The organism is Streptomyces sp. RerS4, assembly GCF_023515955.1.
Lineage (GTDB): Bacteria > Actinomycetota > Actinomycetes > Streptomycetales > Streptomycetaceae > Streptomyces.
Genome location: NZ_CP097322.1, coordinates 3,119,496 through 3,139,015, shown reverse-complemented (window position 1 = coordinate 3,139,015; position 19,520 = coordinate 3,119,496). Strand labels below are relative to the sequence as shown.

Here is a 19,520-nt window from a genome sequence, read left to right as displayed (position 1 = left end):
CGTCTAGAAGGGCCAGAAGCCGGTGCCCTTGCCCCAGTCGAACGTGAAGCAGACGGCCTTGTGGCCGACCAGCTTGGAGAGCCACTCGCCGAAGTTGAGCGGCATGCACCACTGGTTGCTGTTGGTGGGCGGCTGGGGCGGGTTCGGCGGGCTCGGCGGCTGGGGCGGGGCCGTGGGCTTCGGCAGGTTCGGCTGGGGCAGGTCGGGCTGGGGCAGCGGAGTGGGCGTCGGGTCGGGCGTCGGCTCCGGGGTCGGGTGGAGCGACGGCTCGGGGTCCGGCAGGGGTTCGACGGGCGGGACGGGGACCTCGGGGCCCGGGTCGACGGGGGGCTCCGGCATCGGGGTCGGCGTGGGCGTCGGCAGATCGGGCGTCGGGACCTGGGGGGTCGGGATCTGCGGCCTGGGGATCTGCGGCGTTGGGATCTGAGGCGTGGGGATCTGCGGCGTCGGGACCGTCGGTGGCGTGGGGACGACCGGCGGGGTCGGGACGACCGGCGTCGGTTCGACGGCCGCCTCCGGGGTCAGTGCCTCGCGGAAGACCTTCGACGACTCCGGGTTGGCCTTGCACTGCCAGACGCCGTGCGGGCAGTAGTCGGTGATGGTGTGGTAGATCGGCTTGTGCTGCTCGATCCACTTCAGCATCCGCCGCACGTACTCCGGGTTGTCCCCGTGGCGGAACAGCCCCCACTCCGGGTACGAGATCGGCTTGCCGTGTGCTTTCGCGAAGTCGACCTGCGCCTGGAGCCCGTACGGCTGGGTGGCCTGCTCGTCGAAGGTGCGGCCGGGAGCCTGGTCGTACGAATCCATGCCGATGATGTCGACGACGTCGTCACCCGGGTAGCACCTGGTCCAGGCGATGTTGTCCGTGCCCCGGCTGGGCGCGAAATCGAATTTGAACCGCTGGCCGGGTACGTCGCGCATCGTGTTGACGACGCGCTTCCAGTACGCCTTCCAGTTCTCCGGGTCGGGCCCACAGCGGTGGGTGTAGGTGGTGCCGTTCATCTCCCAGCCGAGCACGATCACCGTGTCCGGCACGCCCAGCGACACCAGTCGCTCGGCGAGGCGGCGGAAGTGGTGGTCGTACTGGCCCTCCGCGCCGGCCCGGATCAGCTGGGCGACCTGGTAGTCGGGCACCCGGCCCTCGTTGCGGGCCTGCATGGGCACGTTGAGGACGAACATCCGGTCGTCGCGGCCCTGGCGCCAGGCGGCCCAGGACGCCAGGAAGTTGACGTTGCCCTCGATGGCGGGCCACACGTCGCCCGGCAGATAGGTGTGCCCGACCCGGATCTCCTTGCCGCCCAGCCAGTTCGACAGGTGCGGGATGCGGGTGACGCCGGCGGTACCGGAGTCGAGGAAGGCGCCCATGGCGATGTCGGAGCCGGCGCGTGCCTCCTCCTCCGGCGCCGCGAGGGCGGCGCCGGTCGCCAGGATGCCGGCCGTGACGGTACCGACGCAGGCGCTCGCCAGTCGGCGACGTGGTCTGAACATGGCGTCTCCCGGGACTTCCCGAACCGGTGTGCTTTCCCAAGACGTTAGGCATCAGATCTGACGAATGGCCTGCCCGGTGGCCGCTGCGTAGGCCATTAGCAGGTGCGCATCCATCCCGCTTGGTCCGACTAGGTGAAAGACACCGTTCCCATGCACGCGTTCGACGGCCATGTGCCCGCTGTTCTGCTCAGACTCGACCGGAATCCGTTCCACCACGGAACCCTCGGCGCCGTCAGATCCCTCGGACGCAGGGGCGTGGAGGTCCATGCCGTCGTCGAAGCCGGGGGAGGTCCCGTGGGATGTTCGCGGTACCTGCGCGCGGTGCATCCCGGGCCGGCCGGCGGGCTCGACCCGGAGGCCCCCGAGGCGTTGTCGGAGTGCCTCACCGCGGTCTCCGAACGGATCGGTCGGCCCGCCGTGCTCGTCGCCATGGACGACATGGGCGCCATCGCCGTGTCCCGGGTCGCGGAGACGCTGACGGGCCGTTTCCGGATCCCCCATCAGCCCGACAACCTGCCCGCCCGGGTGGCGGACAAGGCCGAGCTGTCGCGGCTGTGCGCGCGCTGGGGCGTCCCACACCCGGAGACTCTGATCCCGGCGAGCGGCGCCGAGGCGGCGGAGGCCGCCTGGCGGCTGGGCCTGCCGGTGGTGGCCAAGTGGAGCCGGCCGTGGCTGCTGCCCGCCGGCGTCGGACTGCGCAGCACCACCCTCGTCCACAGCGCCGCCGAGGCGCGGGGACTCTACGAGCGCTCCGCCGAGGCGCGCAGCCGGCTGCTGCTCCAGCGGTTCCTGCCCGCCGGTGCGGACACCGACCGGTTCTTCCACGGAGCCTTCACCCGGGGCGGGCGCCCGCTGCTCGCCGGGTCCGGCCGCAAGGAACTGTCCTGGCCGTTGCGCACGGGGCTGACGGCGGTGGGGCGCTGGCTGCCGGACGCGGCGGTGGAGGAGGCCGGGCTGCGGCTCGCCGAACGGCTCGGCTACCAGGGGATCCTCGACCTCGACTTCCGCCGCGACGAACGGGGCACGTTCCGGCTGGTGGACTTCAACCCCCGGCCGGGCGCGCAGTTCCGGCTGTTCACGGACGACTCCGGGCTGGACGTCGTCCAGGCGATGTACCTGGACCTGACGGGCCAACGGGTCCCGCGGGCCTCCGGCGGCCCGGGGCGGGTCTTCGTCGCGGAGAACTACGCGCTGCTCGCGGCGGTACGCGGGCGGGCCCTGCCGCGCGGCCCGCGGCCGGAGCCGGGCGCGCGGGTACCCGTACGGGCGTCCGACGGGCCGTCCGGCGGGCCGTCCGGGGCCGTCCGGGGGTTTCGGGGAGGCGTTCGGTGAGGCGTCGGCGGTGCGGCGGGGGCGGAGGAGACGGCCTGGTTCGCCGCCGACGACCTCGCGCCGTTCCTGGCGATGCTCGGCGCGTTCCTGGGGCGCGGATTCGGCAAGGGCGCGCGTCCTGCGGGGCGTGCCCGCGCAGGGGCGGCGCACCCCCCGCGCGGCGCGCACCCCGCGCCCACGCGACGGGGAAGGGCCGGTACGCGGGCCGGCGTACGGGCAGGACCGGGTGCCGGGCCCGGGGGCGTCCCGCCCGGCGGAGCCGGACGAACTGGTGGCCCGGTGAAGCACGTCGTCCGGACGGTGAGCAGCGAGCTGGAGGAAGACCCGTGACGCGGATGGACGATCTCGTGGTGGTCGGCGCGGGCCCGTACGGGCTGTCGATCGCCGCGCACGCGGCCGCGGCCGGGATCGGGGTGCGGCTGCTCGGCCGGCCCATGGCCTCCTGGCGCGACCACATGCCCGAGGGCATGTACCTCAAGTCGGAGCCGTGGGCCTCGAACCTCTCCGCGCCCGGGGGCCGGCACACGCTCGCCGAGTTCTGCGCCACGCGCGGGGAACGCGCCGAGCACGGCGAACCGCTGCCGATCGGCACGTTCAGCGCGTACGGGCTCTGGTTCGCCTCGCGGGCCACCCCGGAGGTCGAGGAGGTGACCGTCACCGAGGTCACCCCGCAGGGCGAGGGCTTCCTCGTGCGCACCGCCGAGGGGCCCCCGTTGCTGACCCGGACGGTCGCGCTGGCCGTCGGGGTGATGCCGTTCACGCACACCCCCGATGTGCTGGGCGAGCTGCCCCCGGGGCACTGGTCGCACAGCAGCGGCCATCGGGACCTGACCCGCTTCGCCGGGCGGGAGGTGGCCGTCCTGGGGGCCGGGCAGGCCGCGCTGGAGACGGCCACCCTGCTCGCCGAGTCGGGGGCCCGGCCGACGTTGGTGGCCCGGCGGTCGCGGCTGAACTGGAACACCGTCCCGCAGCCCCTGCGGCGGCCCCCGCTGCACGCCCTGCGCGACCCGCACAGCGGGCTCGGCACCGGCTGGCGCAGCTGGGCGTGGTCCCGGCTGCCGTGGGCGGTGCGGCGGCTGCCGGCGGCGCAGCGGGAGCGGATCGCCGCCACGGCGCTGGGGCCCGCCGGGGCGTGGTGGCTGCGGGAGCGCTTCGAGGGGCGGGTGCCCGCGCTGCTGGGGCACCGGCTCCAGCGGGCGATGGCGGCCGACGGCGGGCGGACCCGGCTCGCGCTGACCACCCCGGCGGGGGAGTCCGTCGTCCTGGACGCCGCGCACGTCATCGCCGCCACCGGTTTCGCCGCGGACCTGCGCCGGCTGGCGCTGCTTGACGCCGGGCTGCGGGCCGCGCTGGTCACCGTAGGGGACGGGGGGACGCCGGAGCTGGGGCCCGGTTTCGAGTCGTCGTGGCCGGGCCTGTTCTTCGCGGGGCTGCTGACGGCTCCCTCATTCGGCCCTTCCATGCGATTCGTGCACGGTGCGGGGTTCACGGCGGGGAGACTGGTGAAGGGAGTCCGTAGGCGCCTCGGTGCCCAGGGGCAGCTTTCGGGCTCCGCCGCCGGCGCCCGGTGTGACCGGACCGCCGCCGGGCAACCGAATCCGAAGACGTTTCTACGCTGACATCCACCGTGAGAGGGGTCCGCGATGGGCGCGGAGCGAGCACAGGGCGGCCGTGGCTGGGTGCGCATCCCCGCCAGCCGTGCGGAGCAGTCCCCGGCGCGGCCGGCCGCGGCCGCCGCGTCCGGGCCGGGACCGTTCGGTTCCTTCGGGTCCGGCGATCAGGCCTCGATCTACCTGTCCCTCGTCAAGCGCTGGCGGGAGGCCGGGCGCACCCTGCCGGGGCATCCTGACGAGGAGTGGGAGCGGTTGATCTCCCAGCCGTGCTGGCCCGGCCGTTAGGTGGTGTGACCGGTGGCAGGTGGGCGGCACGACAGACCGGGGAACCTTCCCGACAAGCCCGCGCCGGAGGGTCCCGCGCCGGATGGTCCCGCGCAGGGCGGTTCCGCGCAGGGCGGCTCCGGGTTGTCGACCGGGCCCGGTGAGCGGCTCGCGCTCACCGGCATGGGCAGTTTCGAGTGGGACCTCGACGCCGGGACCCTGGACCTGGACGAGGCCGGGATGGCCGTCTTCGACCTGGACCCGGAGCATTTCGACCGGACCCCCGAGGGCCTCGGCCTGCGGATCCCCGCCGACGACGCGGCCCGTCTGGGCGACACGATCGCCGGGGTCATCGACGGCGGCGGGCACACGTACGGCTCCTATTTCACGGTGCGCCGGCGCGACGGCAACGACCAGTGGACCCACACCCAGGGCCGGATCCTGCGCGAACCCGACGGGCGTGCGCGCCGGATCGTCGGCATCGTGCGCGACGCGACGGCCGAACTCGCCCACGCCACCGTGCTGCGCAAACTGGAGTCGGCCCGCGCCCAGCAGGCCACCATCGTGCAGCGCACCACCGAGGCGCTCTCGCGGGCGGTCACCGTCGACGACGTGACGGCCGCCCTGACCGGCGCGGGCGCGCTGGAGCGGCTCGGCGCCGACGGCCTGGCGCTGGGGCTCGTGGAGAACGGCGCCATCAAGATCATCGCGTTGAGCGGGGAATCCCTGGAGATCCTGAGCGAGCGCCGCTTCACCCGACTGGACGGATCGCTGCCGCTGTCGCAGGCCGTGATCACCAGGAAGGCACGTTTCGCCACCTCCCTGACCGAACTCGCCGACGAGTTCCCGCTGCTCGCCGACTACCTGCTGCGCATCCGCTTCGACGCCGCCGCCTACCTGCCGCTGATCGCCCAGGCCAAGGCCATCGGCGGCCTCGTGCTCTTCTACCGGCGGCGCAGCGAGTTCAGCCCCGAGGAACGCAACCTCTGCCTCGGCCTCGCCGGCATCGTCGCCCAGTCCCTCCAACGGGCCCTCCTCTTCGACCAGGAACGCGAGTTCGCGACCGGCCTCCAGGCCGCCATGCTGCCGCGCCGCATCCCCGACATCCACGGTGGCGAGATCGCCGTCCGCTACCACTCCGCCTGGAGCGGGCGCGAGGTCGGCGGCGACTGGTACGACGTCATCGCCCTGCCCCGCGACCGCGTCGGCATCGTCGTGGGCGACGTCCAGGGCCACGACACCCACGCGGCCGCCATCATGGGCCAGCTCCGCATCGCCCTGCGCGCCTACGCGGGCGAGGGCCACCCGCCGTCCACCGTCCTGGCCCGCGCCTCCCGCTTCCTCGCCGAACTCGACACCGAACGCTTCGCCACCTGCATGTATGCCCAGGTCGACCTGGAAACCGGCGGCGTACGGGCCGTCCGCGCGGGCCACCTCGGCCCGCTCATCCGGCACACGGACGGGCGTACCGGCTGGCCCAACGTGCGCGGCGGACTGCCGCTGGGGCTCGCCTCCGTCTTCGAACAGGAGGAGTTCCCCGAGACCCGCCTCGACCTGGTGCCCGGCGAGACGCTCGTGCTGTGCACCGACGGGCTCGTCGAGGAACCCGGCACCATCATCACCGTCGGCATGGACGCCCTGGCCCACGCGGTGCGCAGCGGCCCCCAGGAGGCCGGGGCGCTCGCCGACCACCTCTCCGACCGCCTCTGGGAACGCTGGGGCTCCGGCGACGACGTGGCCCTGCTCGTCCTGCGCCGCGCCCCCGACCCGGGCACCCACCGCGCGCCGCGCATCCACCAGTACGTCCACCAGGCGGACCCCGAGGGGCTGTCGGAGGCCCGCTACGCCCTGCGGCAGGCCCTGCGCGACTGGGGCATGCCCGAACTGGCCGACGACGTCGAGCTGGCGGCCGGTGAGCTGCTGGTCAACGCCCTGCTGCACACCGACGGCGGGGCGGTGTTGACCATGGAGGTGCTGCCCGAGCCGGTGCGGCGGATCCGGCTGTGGGTCAAGGACCGCTCCAGCGTGTGGCCCCGTAGGCGCACGCCCGGCGAGGCGGCGACGACCGGGCGCGGGCTGCTGCTGGTGGACGCCCTGGCCACGCACTGGGGCGTGGAGTCGCGGGGTGACGGGAAGGCCGTCTGGTGCGAGTTCGACGTCGGTGGCTCGCCGCGCGGCATGGAGTGACCGTTTGGTCGCTCCCGGTTGTGGGGTGGCCGGGGTGGGGTGATGATGCGCCCATGGAAAGGATCTCCTGGGGCGCGGTCACGGGTCTGCTGGCGGCGCTGCTGCTGGTGGCCGTGGTGCCGAAGGACGTCGACCGGACGGCGGGCCGGCCGCACGCGCATCCCGGATGCCAGACGGTGGCGTTCATGTCGATGACGGACGTCGCCCCCGAGTGCCGGTAGCGGCGGCTACCGGATTCCGGGTGGGCAACCCGTGGCTCGACGGCCGTCAGCCGTGGCCCTGCGGCTGTCAGCCGGGGACCTCTCAGCCGTAGACCTCGATGTCCTGACGGCTCTCGGCGAGGTGGGAGACGTGCACCGAGGTCGGGACCAGGCCGCTGCCCGAGACACCGGCCCGCTGCAGACGCACCTCCGCGCCGGCCGCGCCCGGGTGGAAGCCGGGCGTCATGCGCAGCCCGCCGGAGGCCGTCCAGTCGTGCCGCTCGCCGTCGCACCGCGCCGCCTCGTCGCCGGCGAAGGTGAGCCGGGTCCCGTCCTGGATCACGGTCACCGAGACCTGAACCGACCCCACGGGTGACGTCGGTGCGCACCGGTAGGTACCGAAAAGGGTGATCGTGTCGTCCGGATTGATGTGGGCGTCTTTCCGTACGGAAATCTCATTTCCGTACGCGGCCGCCCCCGCCGGGGTGGTGAGAACGGCGGCCGCGGCCACCGCGGAAAGCGCCGCGAAGGCGAGTCGGGATACGGAAACGGTCATGGTTCCTCCAGGTTGACGCGGTGTCGAGCCGCCGTGTGTGGGGGTGACGGAATTCGCCGGCGGAACCCGTCGCAACGCATTGTGGTGGCAGTCGCGCGGTGATTGGCCGCGCGGGCTCGTGTCGGTGTGTGCAATTCCCCGCTCGGGCGCGTGAGACTGGCCCGCACCATCCCCCTGATTTCCGCCCCGAAGATCCCCGAAGGGGTTCCCGTATGCGTCAGTCCGTTTCCGCTTTCGCCTCCGCCGCGGTCCTGCCCGTCCTGCTGCCCGCCCTGCTGTTCGGCGCCACGGGCTGTTCCGGCTCGTCCGAGGGCGCGGCCGTCGCCCCCGCCGCCGTGCCCGCCGTCCCGGTCGACGACGCGGCGCCCGGCGTGGAGGAGGACCCGGCCGCCCCCGACGGGGAGCGGGCGCGGAGCGCCTCGAAGGACGCCCATGTGGGCGACTCCGTACGGGTGCGGGGGCGGCAGCTGGGCCGTCACCTCCAGGTGGTGCTGGTCGCGTTCGTGGACCCGGCCGTCAGTGTGGAGAAGAACTTCGCCCCGCCCGCCGGCAAGCGCTGGGTGGCCGCCTCGATGTCGTTCGTCAACGTCGGCGGGGCCTCGTACGGGGCGCTCGGGCGCATGTGGGCGTACGACACCGCGGGCAAACGCCACCCCGCGGCGCGCACCGGGGAACTGACCACCGGCAAACCGCTCGTCTTCGATTCCCTCGAGGTCGGTGAGCGGGCCGAAGGATGGGTCGTGTTCGAAATCCCGGAAAACGTGCGCGTCGCCCGCCTCCAATACCAGGACGCGAACATGCAGGCGAATTCCGGAGGTGGATTCTGGGCGGTGTAGCCCGCCCGGGTGAAAGGCCGTGAAAGGGTCGGGCGAAGGGCCACTAAGGTGCGGCGCATGACTTCAACACAAGCCGAGACCGACCGTTCCCAGCTCGGCACCCTTTCCGTGCTCGCCTGGATCGGCGACCCCTCCGCCGGCCACGACATGCCGTATCTCCTCGCCTATCCGCTCGGCGACGGGCCGCAGGGCCCGCAGGGCTCGGAGGAGGCCGTGCGCGGCCTGCTGGGGGAGATGGGCCTGCGCATCGGCGAGGTGGTCGAGAACGGCACCGCCAACCCGCACAAGTTCCAGGTGAAGGTCGTCCTCGCCGACAACCAGGTCGCGCTGACCCTCCCCGGCCTGAACGTGACCTGCACCGCGCCGGACGAGTGGGTCGAGGCGGCCCGGGAGAGCGGCCGGGCGTACTTCCTGTTCTCCACGCGCGCCTGGCCCGAGGCCGTGCCCGGACAGCCCGTGACGGAGGAGGCCCTGCGGGACTTCGCCGGTGACGAGGCGGTGCTGAACGACTGCGCCCACTGCCTCGTCACGGTGCAGAGCCTGCAGAAGTAGCGGCGCGGCGCGCGCCCCACTACCTCCGGCCGCCGGGCCCCCAGCCTGCCCGGTGGCCGGTTCGGCTGCCGGGGGCGGTCGGGGGCGACCGCCGGTCTGGCGGTCAGGGTGGCGGCGGTCAGGGTCGGCCGGCGGGCTGCTCGAAGGCGAACCGCAGCGAGCGGACCCGGTTGTCGAAGTTGGACCCCGCCAGATCCGGCAGCCCCACCGCACGCAACCCCACCGGCCGGGTCAGCAACTCCCGAAACAGCGCCTTCATCTCCACCCGGGCCAGGTGCGCGCCCAGGCAGAAGTGCGGGCCACCCCCGCCGAAACCCAGGTGGGGGTTGGGGGAGCGGGTGATGACGAAGGCGTCCGGATCGGGGAAGACGGCCTCGTCACGGTTGGCGGAGGCGTAGTACAGCACCACCTTCTCGCCGGGGTGGAACAGCCGGCCGCCCAGGGTGTGTTCGGCGGCCACGGTCCGGCGGAACTGGATGATCGGCGTCGAGTGCCGGATCATCTCGTCGACGGCGCCGTCGGCGTACTTCTCGAAGTCCGACAGCAACAGGTCCCGTTGGTCGGGGAAGTCGGTGAGCAGCGTCAGCCCGTGCGTGATCGCGTTCCGGGTGGTCTCGACGCCCGCCACCATCAGCAGGCTGAAGAACGCCCCCAGTTGGCGCGCTCCCAGCGCCTGCCCGTCCACGTTCGCGCACACCAGGGCGGAGATCAGGTCGTCGGTGGGATTCCTGCGCCGCTCCCGGCCGATGCCCGCGACCATCCGCTGCATCCGGGCCAGCGCCCGCAGGCCGCGTCCGGGCATCCGCAGCCGGGACGCCAGCCGGCGCTCGACGCCGATGTTCTCCGAGGCGTGGTCGACCCGGTCGGCGATCTCCGCCCGGTAGCGCTCGGGGATGCCCATCATGTTGCAGATGACCTCCAAGGGCAGCCGGGAGGCCACTGCCGAGACGAACTCGTCGGGCCGCTCCGCCAGGACGTCGTCCACGATCCGGGCCGCGACCGCGTGGATGTCCGCCTCCGCCGCGGCCAACAGCCGGGGCGTGAACGCCCGCTGCACGATCTTGCGCAGCTGAGCGTGATCGGGGCCGTCCAGGTTCACCATCGAGTCCCCGAACAACGCCCGCACCCAACGAGCCGGCTCGGGCGTGGTGACGCCGGGCGCGCTCGCGAACACCTTCGGCAGGCGGCTCGCCTCCTGTACGTCCGCGTGCCGGACGAGGGCCCAGTGCCCGGAGCCCTCCGGGACGAACACCGGGGAGTCGAGGGCGCGCAGCCGGGCGAAGGCGGCCAGCCGGTCGGCGGGCGGCCGCTGCCAGAAACCCGGCTCGGCCAGTTCCCTGCCGGGGCCGGGCTCCCCGCCGGTGGCGGTGACGTGTCGCTGGGCCGGGAGTGTCATACGGGGTGCTTCCTTCTGTCGCTCGCCGTCGCCACGTCGGCTCCGTAGCGTCCGTCGTGGCCATCGTGTCCGTCGTGTGGTGGTGTACGTGGGCTCCGTGGCGTTCTGCGCTGGAGAACGGCGGGGGCGGTGCGGGGGTGACGGCCCGCGCGAAGTCCGTGCGGAGCCGGGAGCGCAGTCCGGCCGGCGTCAGTGCCCGGCGAGGGCGTGTCCGGCCGGCTCCCGTACCGACAGGGCCGTCCCCACCACGACGGCGGCCGTCGCCACCAGCCCCGCGTACGACACGGCGTAGGCACCCGCCCAGGTACAGGCCAGCAGCGCGAGCGCGGACACCGGCAGGACCAACTGCTGGGCGGGGCCCCGCTTGAAGTGCCGCGAATGCAGCAGCCACACCACCAGCAGGAACACGGCCGACGGGACGGTGACGGCGGCGTTCGCGGCGATCAGCGAGATGTGCGCCTTGCCCACCGCGTGCTCGACGGCGACCTCGATGCCCGCGCCGATCGCCGCACCCGAGGCGAAGATCAGCAGGTGGCCGTAGCCCCACGGGATGGCTTCCCGGTTGGTGTTCAGCCGCTCGTGCATCGGCACCGCGAAGTAGATCCACCACGCGGCGAAGACGATCAGCAGCCCGCCGGCGGCGATCGGCAACAGCTCGCCCAAGGCCTCGTGCTCGTCCAGCGCCGACTTCACCGCCACGGTGCTCGCCGCGATCGTCTCGCCGAGCACGATGATCGTGAACAGTCCGTAGCGCTCCACGATGTGGTGGGCGTGCCACGGCGTCTGGTGGTGCCGTTCCGCGATCACCGGCACCGACAGCTCCGCGCAGACCAGCACAAGGAACAGCCACCGCTTGAGGTCGTCCGGCGCGAACAGCAACGCCACCCAGCCCGCCTGACAGAGCACCAGTCCCGCCGCGTACGTCAGCGCGGCCGTACGGGCGCCGCCACTCTCCCCGGCCGCCGCCCGCAACCACTGGGCGGTCAACGCGACGCGCATGATCAGGTAGCCGATGACGGCCACCGTCCAGTCGTTCTCGTCGAAGGCGCGGCTCACGCCGGCCGCGTAGACGAGCACTCCGGCGATCTGGACGAGCGTCGCGATCCGGTACGGCACGTCGTCGCAGTCGTAGGCGGAGGCGAACCACGTGAAGTTCATCCACGCCCACCACACGCCGAAGAACACGAACGCGTAGCCGATCACCCCGGTCCCCGGATGCCCCTCCGCCAGCGCGTGCACCAGGCGCTGACCGGCCTGCGCGATCGCGACGACGAAGCAGAGATCGAAGAACAGCTCCAGCGGGGTCGCCGCCCGGTGTTCCTCGTCGCGGCTGCGGGCGGTCATCGGTACGTACGTCATACCGCCCAGCACACCAGTGCCCGAGGCCCCGGAAGGCGAGGCGCGCGGCTCGGAACACCCGCATGCCCCGGGCGGACTCGTACCACCCTCCTCCCGCGCCCCGCCCCCCATCCCGCCCCGGTCTCGGGTCCTGTTCGGAGTAACCATAAAGGTCTACATAACGGGCCAAACTTTTCCTTACCACCTAGCGTGGTGCTGTGCCCGAGCCCGCAGAAGTCCTCGCCGAAGCGCCGCCCCCATCCCCAGGGCCACCCGAGATACCGCCGCCGGCCCCCACCCGGTCCGTCACCGTACGGGCCACCCTGACCGGCGTCATCGCGTCGCTGCTGCTCATCGCCGCGATCGTCCGCAGCTTCTTCTCGGCCGCCAACTTCAAGAAGGCGCCCACCGCCCTGCCGAGGGGTGATCGCGACCTACCTCGGCTTCCAGAAGTTCCCCGGCGCCCGCTCCCGTTCACGCTGGGCCGCCCACCGGCTCATCTCCCGGGGCTGCCTGCCGGCCGCCGCGATCACCTTCCCGCTCATCTGGGGCTGGTTCACCTTCACCTCCGCCACCGGCTCGGGTCCCGGCTACGAGATGCGGATGACGCCGCCATGATGGGCCGCACCGTCTTCATCGACGCGGGCCGCTGCATCGGGTGTCAAGCCTGCGTCTCCGCCTGCCGCGAATGCGACTCCCACCGGGGCAAATCGATGATCCACCTCGACTACCCCGAGCCCGGCCGGTCCGTCGCCCTTCGAGGAGCAGGGCTACCAGGCGACGACCTAAGCCTGGATCGGGCCGCTCGTCGGCGCGCTGATGCGCTGGGGTGGCGGCCGGCTCTCCGACGGGATCGGCGGGGCCAAGGTGGCCATGCTGTCCTTCGTCGGCATGGCGGCGGCGCTGGTCGTCGTCATCTTCGCGCTTGCCCACTCCGGGAACCAGGGCAACGTCTGGGCCTTCTTCACCGGCTTCCTGGCGGCCTTCGCCTTCGCCTTTTCCGGCCCGGGCAACGGTTCGACGTTCCGACAGATCCCGGTGATCTTCGGGGATCAGCACACGCGCCAGGCCCAAGGCCAGGGCCCCCAGGAGCAGGCGGCCGCGCTCAAGCAGTCGGAGATGGAGGCGGGCGCCGTCACCGGCTTCTACGCGACCTGCCTTGCCGTCTGCTGGTGGTTCTACGCCCGCAAGGGCGCCGAGGCTCCCGGCTGAGCCGGACGGGGGCAGGGGGCGGCCGTACTCTTGAGGCATGAGCACCGCCCCCGCCTCCGACCCGCAGCCCACTCCCGCAGCCGCGGCCGAGGCGAAGCCGGAGTCCAGCCGGCCGGAGTCCACCCCGCCGGAGTCCGCGCGGCCCGCGGAGCCCGCCTCCAAGCCCAAGCCCAGGCCGAGGCCCCGGCTGGTCTTCGACGACCCGCTGGACCAACAGTCCTCGGACGACACCGACCGGGGCTGGGGCGAGCGGCCGCCCGCCGGCGGAAGCGCGGCCGACCTGGCCCGATTCCTCGACGAGAAGCCCCCGCACCACATCTGAACCGGCGGAACGGTCAGAACGCGTCGCGCGTCCCCGCCGTCCTGGTGCTTCCGTTCGCCCCCCGCTGCGCGACGAGGGCGTCCCGGATCTCCTTGAGGACCTCCAGCTCGGTGATCTCGATGGTCTCCTTGACGCCTTCCCGTGCCTTGCGGCGTGCCTCCACCTTGGCGAGGTACCTGGCCATCGGCAGCACCATCAGGAAGTACACGACCGCCGCGGTGATCAGGAAGGTCAGCGTGGCGTTGAGCACGGAGCCCCACATGATGTTCACGCCGGTCGGCTCGCCCTTCGCGTCGACCCCACAGGGTGCTTTCAGACACGAGGTGTAGACATCCAGGTTTTTGGTGCCGATGGCACCCACGAGAGGGCTGATGATGCCCTTCACGATCGAGTTCACGATGTTCGTGAACGCGGCGCCGATGACCACGGCCACCGCCAGGTCCACCACGTTGCCGCGCATCAGGAAGGCCTTGAAGCCCGCCAGGACGCTCTCCTTCTTCTCGCTCATCACTGAGCCCTTCTTCGGAACTGCCCAACACGGAACCAACAGTTCCGAAAACTACGGCAGTCCACGCACGACGTGTCCAATCGTCGCCCACGCCAAGGTGACGTGACTGGGCCTCTGTACGAATCAGCACAACGTCACCGCCAGCCGCGCCACAGCACCCGCACCCACCAGAGCGCGCGCCGTATCCCGGGGAACGGACAGCACCACCAGCGCCCCGCCGTCCCCGCCGTCCTTGTCCGCGACCGGCACCTCGGCCACGCGCGCCCCGGCCGCCACCACCTTCGGCGGACCGCCACGCTCCGCCGCCACCACGTCCACGCGATCTCCCGCGCGCAGCAGCCGCACCGTCGCCGCGTCCGCGATGCGCACCGGGGCCGACACCATCCGCACCACCGCCGGCGGTGGCTTCACCTCCGGCGCGGGCGGCGCGCCGCGCGAGGCCCGCGCCTCCGTCCCGCCCACCGCGAGGGCGGCCGCGACCACCGCCAAGCCGGCCGAGGTGACCCGCCGCCTCCGTCGCACCGCGCGGCGCAGCCGCCCCGCGCCCCGGCCCACGCGGAGCGGGGGGAAGAGGGGGACGGGCCGCGCGGGGGGACACGTAGAGGAGGAGAAGGCGGGGGAAGAGGGAGAACAGGGGGAGCAGGGAGAGGTCCTGGACATGACGGTCACCGCCGAGTCGGTCGAGAGCCGATGTCCGGGCAGGCGCCCGGACATCTCCCACCGTCCGCTTTTTCGCCGGATCCCGTCCGCGCCTGTGGACGATCCCCAGGTTGTGGATAACTCCGTCACCCTCAGGGGTGGCCGTACGGCGCGCCGGAGCCCAGAGTGCCGGCCGCGTCAGCAGCAGCGCCGCGCCGGCCAGGCACGCTACGGCAGCTCGATGCCCAGGTCCCAGCCGTCGTGGGCGTGCGTGCACAGGCAGTCGCGCGAATCCGTCGGCGGAAGCGCCGCCACCGCGTCGAAGAGGACCTCGCGCAGCCGGCCGACGTTCTCCCCGAACACCTTCAGCACCTCCGTGTGCGAGACGCCCTCACCGGTCTCGGCGCCCGCGTCCAGGTCCGTGACCAGGGCCATCGACGTGTAGCAGAGCCCCAGCTCGCGCGCGAGGACGGCCTCCGGATGCCCGGTCATGCCGACCACCGACCAGCCGGCCGCCGCGTGCCAGCGCGACTCGGCGCGCGTCGAGAACCGCGGCCCCTCGATGACGACCATGGTCCCGCCGTCCACCGGCTCCCAGTCACGGCCCCGCGCCGCCGCGAGGGCGACGGAACGCCCGACGGGGCAGTACGGGTCGGCGAAGGTGGTGTGCACGACGTTGGGGACGCTGCCGTCGGGCAGCGGCTCGCCGTCGAAGAAGGTCTGCGCACGGGACTTCGTACGGTCGACCAGCTGGTCGGGCACCAGCAGCGTGCCCGGCCCGTACTCGGCCCGCAGGCCACCGACCGCGCAGGGGCCCAGCACCTGGCGGACGCCGACGGAGCGCAGTGCCCACAGGTTGGCCCGGTAGTTGATCTTGTGAGGCGGCACGGTGTGGCTGCTTCCGTGGCGCGGCAGGAAGGCCACCTGACGGCCGGCCAGCTCGCCCACGTACAGCGAGTCGCTCGGGGAGCCGTACGGGGTCTCGACCTGGATCTCGGAGACGTCCTCCAGGAAGGAGTAGAAGCCCGAACCGCCGATTACGCCGATCTCTGCGTTCACCATGGCGCCACCCTAACGGGGCATGCGGGAGGCCCCGTAGCCCACATGGGCGTACGGGGCCTCACGTGGCCTTACGGGAAACGCACGGGTCGACTGCCTCTGGCGTCAGCCTCAGGCGGCCGAGGTGGAGCTGCTCGTGCCGGCCGACGTCGAGGAGGACGAGGCGGCCGGAGCGGCCGTCGACGTCGTCGAGGACGTGGCGGACGACGACGAGGACGACTTCGAGGCAGGCGTGCTGCTCGACGACGCGCCACGGCTGTCGTTCCGGTAGAAACCGGAGCCCTTGAACACGATGCCGACGGCGGAGAACACCTTCTTCAGGCGTCCGTCGCAGTTCGGGCACACGGTCAGCGCGTCATCGGTGAACTTCTGCACGGCCTCAAGGCCCTCACCGCACTCGGTGCACTGGTACTGGTAGGTCGGCACGAATTTCCTCCTGGCACTCTCGCTCGACGAGTGCTAATGAACGTCCATAGTAGCCGCTGCTGCCTCCCGGCAGGAGTTACATGCGTCACCTGCCGCAGAGGCAGCGGCCGGCGCGGGCGCCGATGCGCCCGTCACTTGCCGGCCGAGGCGAGTTCGCGGCTCACCTCGCCGCGCGCGATCACGCGGGTCGCACGGGCCGGTGCCAGCTTCGCGCGCAGCGTCAGCAGCGTGGCCAGCGCGAGCGCGGTCGCCACCAGCGGCACCAGGAAGCCGTACGAGGACCCGTGCGCGTCCGTCAGGCGGCCGGCCAGGATCACGGCGACGGCCTGCCCGAAGGCGACGGCGCCGGTCAGCCAGGTGAAGGCCTCGGTCCGCGCGGCGGCCGGGATGAGCTGCTCGATCATGGTGTAGCCGGTGATCAGCGCGGGCGCGATGCACAGACCGACGACCAGGCCGAGCGCGCCCATCAGGATCACCGAGTGCGCGGCCCACAGGAGCGAGGCGGCTGCGGTGAGGCCGATGTAGCCGAGGATCAGGCGACGGCGCGGGCCGATCTTCCAGGCGATGGCGCCCATGGCGATGCCGGCGATCATGTTGCCCGCGGCGAAGATGCCGTAGAGCAGGCCGTTGGCGCCCGGGTTGCCGATCTCGGCGGCGAAGGCGGTGAGGGAGATCTGCATGCCGCCGAAGACGGCGCCGATGCCGAGGAACGCGACGATCAGGACACGCAGGCCCGGGAAGGACAGGGCGGAGGCGTGCTTCTCGCCGTTCGCCGCCGGGGCGACGACCTTCGGCTCGGTGGCGCGCTGGGCGGCGAAGAACAGGCCGCCGAGCAGCGTCAGGGCCGCTTCGGTGGTGAGACCGGCGGCAGGGTGGATGCCGGTGCACAGCGCGGTGGCGAGCACGGGGCCGACGACGAAGGTGAACTCGTCGGTGACGGACTCGAACGCGGCGGCCGTCGGCAGCAGCGGCGAGCCCTCCAGCTTGGCGGCCCAGCGGGAGCGGACCATCGGGCCGACCTGCGGGACGGATGCGCCGGCCGGGACGGCGGCCAGCGCGAGCGCCCACAGGGGGGCGCCGAGGAGCGCCAGCGCGGTCAGAGCGGAGACCGCGGTGGCGTGGACGAGGACGACCGGCACGAGGACGGCGCTCTGGCCGCGGCGGTCGGTGAGCTTGCCCATGACCGGGGCGAAGAGGGCCATCGAGACGCCGGTGACGGCGGAGACGATGCCGGCGTCGCCGTAGGAGCCGGTCACGTGCTGCACGAGCAGCAGGATGCTGATGGTCAGCATGCCGAAGGGCAGGCGGGCGGCGAAGCCGGGGAGGACGAAGCCGAGGGCGCCGGGCGTGCGCAGGAGCTGCCCGTAGCCGGGGCGGGTGGACGTGGCGGACTTGTCGGTCGTGACCGCGGATGTCACGGCCTGGCCTTTCCGCTGCCTGGTAGAGCGTCCCCGTCTGCGGACGATGGGCCGCCTTGTGAGCGACCGACCCGTACATGTGGGAGCCCCGAGAGCTGTCCTCTTGCGCAGAACCGAGTGATACCTGGGCGCCCACTGCGGGAGGGTGCCACGGCCGCTTTGCGGTCGCGCCAGCTCTGCGTCAGGCAGAGTTGGTTCGATCTGGTGTGCCTTCATCGTACAGGGCGATCCACTACCACGCCCTGTGATTACCCTGACAACTCGTGTCTTCACCTGCGATTAACTGGAGCTTCGCATTCCATGCCCCTTGATATGGGGGCAATCGCGCCGACATGCCACCGAAAATGGCCAAATTAGAGCGGCGTTCTAACGGAAAATCTTCGTTCCGGACGAACTGTGGCCGAAAGAAACGCCGCCCACACGGCTTTCTCGTCACACAAAGTCACGTCGCGTACCCGGGTGCCGCCTAGAGCGGCGCCCCTCCACCCGTCCCCAGCCACCCCGCGAGCTTGCCGCCGCGCGCCACCGCGCGCAGGCGCGCCTCCGCCGCGTCGCGCACCGGATCCGTCGCCACCACCAGCAGCTCGTCACCGCGCCGCAGCACCGTCGTCGGCATCGGTACGAAGCTCTTCCCGTCCCGCACCACCAGCGTCACCGACGCCCCGGCCGGCAGGCGCAGCTCGCCGACCTCCACCCCGTGCATCCGCGAGGCGTCCGGTATCGCGAACGACAGCAGGTGACCGCGCAGCTTCTCCAGCGGCGCCGACTCGATCCCGAGGTCGGCGGCGGTCTCGTCCGTGTCCCGGAGGTTGAGCTTGCGCGCCAGCCACGGCAGCGTCGGCCCCTGGACCAGCGTGTAGACGACGACGAGCACGAAGACGATGTTGAAGACCCGGTCGCTGCCCTCGATCCCCGACACCATCGGGATCGTCGCCAGGATGATGGGCACGGCGCCGCGCAGGCCCGCCCACGACATCAGGGTCTTCTCCTGCCACGGCAGGCGGAACGGGAGCAGGCTGACGAAGACCTCCAGCGGCCGCGCCACCATCGTCAACACCAATCCGATGATCACAGCGGGCCAGAAGTCGTGCCCCAGCTCGTGCGGGGTCACCAGCAGACCCAGCAGCACGAACATGCCTATCTGCGCGATCCAGCCGAGCCCGTCCGCGAACCCCCGCGTCGCCGGCCAGTGCGGCAGCTTCGCGTTGCCCAGCACCATCGCCGCCAGGTACACGGCGAGGAAGCCGGAGCCGTGCGCCATCGCGCCGGCAGCGTACGCGGTCACCGCGATCGCCATCACCGCGATCGGGTACAGACCCGAGGCGGGCAGGGCCACGTGCCGCAGTCCGTACGCCCCCAGGAACCCCACCGCCAGGCCGATCGCGGCGCCGATGGTCAGCTCCAGCGCGATCTTGCCGAGCAGCACGTACCACTCGTCCACCGGTCCGACCGTCGAGAAGGCCACGACCAGGATGACCACCGGAGCGTCGTTGAAGCCCGACTCGGCCTCCAGTACGCCCGTCACCCGCGCGGGGAGCGGGACCTTGCGCAGGACCGAGAAGACGGCCGCCGCGTCCGTCGAGGAGACGACCGCGCCGATCAGCAGCGCCTGGCGCCACTCCAGCCCCACGAGGTAGTGCGCGCCCGCCGCCGTCACGCCCACACTGATCGCGACGCCGACCAAAGACAGCACGGTCGCCGCCGGCAGCGCCGGCCTGATCTCTTTCCACTTGGTGCCCAGACCGCCCTCGGCGAGGATCACGACGAGCGCGGCATAGCCGATGACCTGGGTCAGTTCGGCGTTGTCGAAGACGACGTTGCCTATGCCGTCCTGGCCTATCGCTATGCCTATGCCGAGGTAGATGAGCAGGCTGGGGAGACCGCTGCGTGAAGAGATGCGCACCGCCGCCACGGCGACGAGCAGCACGAGCGAGCAGACCAGCAGAAGCTCATTGAGCGTGTGGACAGTCAGCGGGCGGCCCTTCCTCGAAGCGCCGCAGCGGATCGATCCTCGCGGGCGCGGTCGGCAAGTTACTTCGTTACCTTACCTAATAATTGACGATTCCTTGACGCGCTCCTCACATTGTGAAACGCCCGCCGACCCCTGTCCTCGGCAGCTCGACCCCTGGCGGATCAACGAGGGCGGTCCTGCGCCTATGGTTGCTCCCAGTACT

19 protein-coding genes and 2 pseudogenes are annotated in these 19,520 nt (G+C 72.2%); 11 read left to right on the top strand and 10 right to left on the bottom strand.

The window, feature by feature from the left end; translation table 11 throughout:
- Window positions 1-3 precede the first annotated feature (3 nt).
- Window positions 4-1,488, bottom strand: a complete 1,485-nt coding sequence (locus M4D82_RS14300) for a glycoside hydrolase family 26 protein (RefSeq protein ID WP_249766412.1) — start codon at window positions 1,486-1,488, stop codon at window positions 4-6.
- A gap of 294 nt (window positions 1,489-1,782) precedes the next feature.
- On the opposite strand from M4D82_RS14300, the gene M4D82_RS14295 reads away from it, so the two are divergent.
- From M4D82_RS14295 to M4D82_RS14275, 5 genes are all read left to right on the top strand, one after another.
- Window positions 1,783-2,820: a carboxylate--amine ligase gene (locus M4D82_RS14295; RefSeq protein ID WP_249766411.1), complete on the top strand. Its 1,038-nt coding sequence runs from the start codon at window positions 1,783-1,785 to the stop codon at window positions 2,818-2,820.
- A 335-nt stretch (window positions 2,821-3,155) separates the two neighbouring features.
- A complete protein-coding gene (locus M4D82_RS14290) occupies window positions 3,156-4,439 on the top strand; it encodes an NAD(P)-binding domain-containing protein (protein ID WP_249771801.1) in 1,284 nt (427 codons plus the stop codon).
- Between the two features lie 24 nt (window positions 4,440-4,463).
- Window positions 4,464-4,718 carry a hypothetical protein gene (locus M4D82_RS14285; protein WP_249766410.1) on the top strand — a complete coding sequence of 85 codons (255 nt, stop codon included), beginning with the start codon at window positions 4,464-4,466 and terminating at the stop codon, window positions 4,716-4,718.
- A gap of 123 nt (window positions 4,719-4,841) precedes the next feature.
- On the top strand, window positions 4,842-6,884 hold the full coding sequence (locus M4D82_RS14280; RefSeq protein WP_249766409.1) for a SpoIIE family protein phosphatase: 2,043 nt from the start codon (window positions 4,842-4,844) through the stop codon (window positions 6,882-6,884).
- Window positions 6,885-6,937: 53 nt separating this feature from the next.
- Window positions 6,938-7,105, top strand: a complete 168-nt coding sequence (locus M4D82_RS14275; RefSeq protein WP_249766408.1) for a hypothetical protein — start codon at window positions 6,938-6,940, stop codon at window positions 7,103-7,105.
- An 82-nt stretch (window positions 7,106-7,187) separates the two neighbouring features.
- Here the strand turns inward: M4D82_RS14275 and M4D82_RS14270 are convergent, their stop codons facing one another.
- Window positions 7,188-7,640 carry a DUF6299 family protein gene (locus M4D82_RS14270; RefSeq protein ID WP_249766407.1) on the bottom strand — a complete coding sequence of 151 codons (453 nt, stop codon included), beginning with the start codon at window positions 7,638-7,640 and terminating at the stop codon, window positions 7,188-7,190.
- A 212-nt stretch (window positions 7,641-7,852) separates the two neighbouring features.
- On the opposite strand from M4D82_RS14270, the gene M4D82_RS14265 reads away from it, so the two are divergent.
- Together M4D82_RS14265 and M4D82_RS14260 are read left to right on the top strand one after the other, a co-directional pair.
- Window positions 7,853-8,476, top strand: coding sequence for a DUF4352 domain-containing protein (locus tag M4D82_RS14265; protein WP_249766406.1), 624 nt, complete (start codon window positions 7,853-7,855; stop codon window positions 8,474-8,476).
- A gap of 57 nt (window positions 8,477-8,533) precedes the next feature.
- Window positions 8,534-9,028 (top strand): DUF5949 family protein, encoded by a 495-nt coding sequence (locus M4D82_RS14260; RefSeq protein WP_249766405.1) that lies wholly within the window; start codon window positions 8,534-8,536, stop codon window positions 9,026-9,028.
- A 118-nt stretch (window positions 9,029-9,146) separates the two neighbouring features.
- Here M4D82_RS14260 and M4D82_RS14255 read toward each other — a convergent pair whose 3' ends face one another.
- Both M4D82_RS14255 and M4D82_RS14250 read right to left on the bottom strand, forming a co-directional pair.
- Entirely contained in the window at window positions 9,147-10,424 is a 1,278-nt protein-coding gene (locus M4D82_RS14255; protein ID WP_249766404.1) for a cytochrome P450, read from the bottom strand.
- 189 nt (window positions 10,425-10,613) lie between these two features.
- The gene (locus tag M4D82_RS14250) at window positions 10,614-11,783 is read right to left on the bottom strand and encodes a low temperature requirement protein A (protein WP_249766403.1); all 1,170 of its coding nucleotides are present in this window, start codon (window positions 11,781-11,783) and stop codon (window positions 10,614-10,616) included.
- Between the two features lie 197 nt (window positions 11,784-11,980).
- Here M4D82_RS14250 and M4D82_RS14245 point away from each other — a divergent pair.
- The 4 genes and pseudogenes from M4D82_RS14245 to M4D82_RS14230 all read left to right on the top strand — a co-directional run.
- Window positions 11,981-12,368: pseudogene (locus M4D82_RS14245) on the top strand (MFS transporter); the annotation flags it as partial.
- A gap of 8 nt (window positions 12,369-12,376) precedes the next feature.
- A pseudogene (locus M4D82_RS14240) lies at window positions 12,377-12,517 on the top strand (4Fe-4S binding protein); the annotation flags it as partial.
- A 64-nt stretch (window positions 12,518-12,581) separates the two neighbouring features.
- On the top strand, window positions 12,582-12,974 hold the full coding sequence (locus M4D82_RS14235; RefSeq protein WP_249766402.1) for an MFS transporter: 393 nt from the start codon (window positions 12,582-12,584) through the stop codon (window positions 12,972-12,974).
- 37 nt (window positions 12,975-13,011) lie between these two features.
- Window positions 13,012-13,296, top strand: a complete 285-nt coding sequence (locus tag M4D82_RS14230) for a hypothetical protein (protein ID WP_249766401.1) — start codon at window positions 13,012-13,014, stop codon at window positions 13,294-13,296.
- 13 nt (window positions 13,297-13,309) lie between these two features.
- On the opposite strand, the gene mscL is transcribed toward M4D82_RS14230, so the two are convergent.
- From mscL to M4D82_RS14200, 6 genes are all read right to left on the bottom strand, one after another.
- On the bottom strand, window positions 13,310-13,804 hold the full coding sequence (gene mscL, locus M4D82_RS14225; RefSeq protein WP_249766400.1) for a large conductance mechanosensitive channel protein MscL: 495 nt from the start codon (window positions 13,802-13,804) through the stop codon (window positions 13,310-13,312).
- Between the two features lie 123 nt (window positions 13,805-13,927).
- The gene (locus M4D82_RS14220; protein ID WP_349637115.1) at window positions 13,928-14,287 is read right to left on the bottom strand and encodes a hypothetical protein; all 360 of its coding nucleotides are present in this window, start codon (window positions 14,285-14,287) and stop codon (window positions 13,928-13,930) included.
- A gap of 384 nt (window positions 14,288-14,671) precedes the next feature.
- Window positions 14,672-15,505 (bottom strand): S-methyl-5'-thioadenosine phosphorylase, encoded by an 834-nt coding sequence (locus tag M4D82_RS14215; protein ID WP_249766398.1) that lies wholly within the window; start codon window positions 15,503-15,505, stop codon window positions 14,672-14,674.
- 108 nt (window positions 15,506-15,613) lie between these two features.
- Window positions 15,614-15,928 (bottom strand): FmdB family zinc ribbon protein, encoded by a 315-nt coding sequence (locus M4D82_RS14210; protein ID WP_249766397.1) that lies wholly within the window; start codon window positions 15,926-15,928, stop codon window positions 15,614-15,616.
- A 131-nt stretch (window positions 15,929-16,059) separates the two neighbouring features.
- A complete protein-coding gene (locus tag M4D82_RS14205) occupies window positions 16,060-17,346 on the bottom strand; it encodes an MFS transporter (RefSeq protein WP_249766396.1) in 1,287 nt (428 codons plus the stop codon).
- Between the two features lie 466 nt (window positions 17,347-17,812).
- Window positions 17,813-19,273 carry a potassium/proton antiporter gene (locus tag M4D82_RS14200; protein WP_249766395.1) on the bottom strand — a complete coding sequence of 487 codons (1,461 nt, stop codon included), beginning with the start codon at window positions 19,271-19,273 and terminating at the stop codon, window positions 17,813-17,815.
- Between the last annotated feature and the right edge of the window lie 247 nt (window positions 19,274-19,520).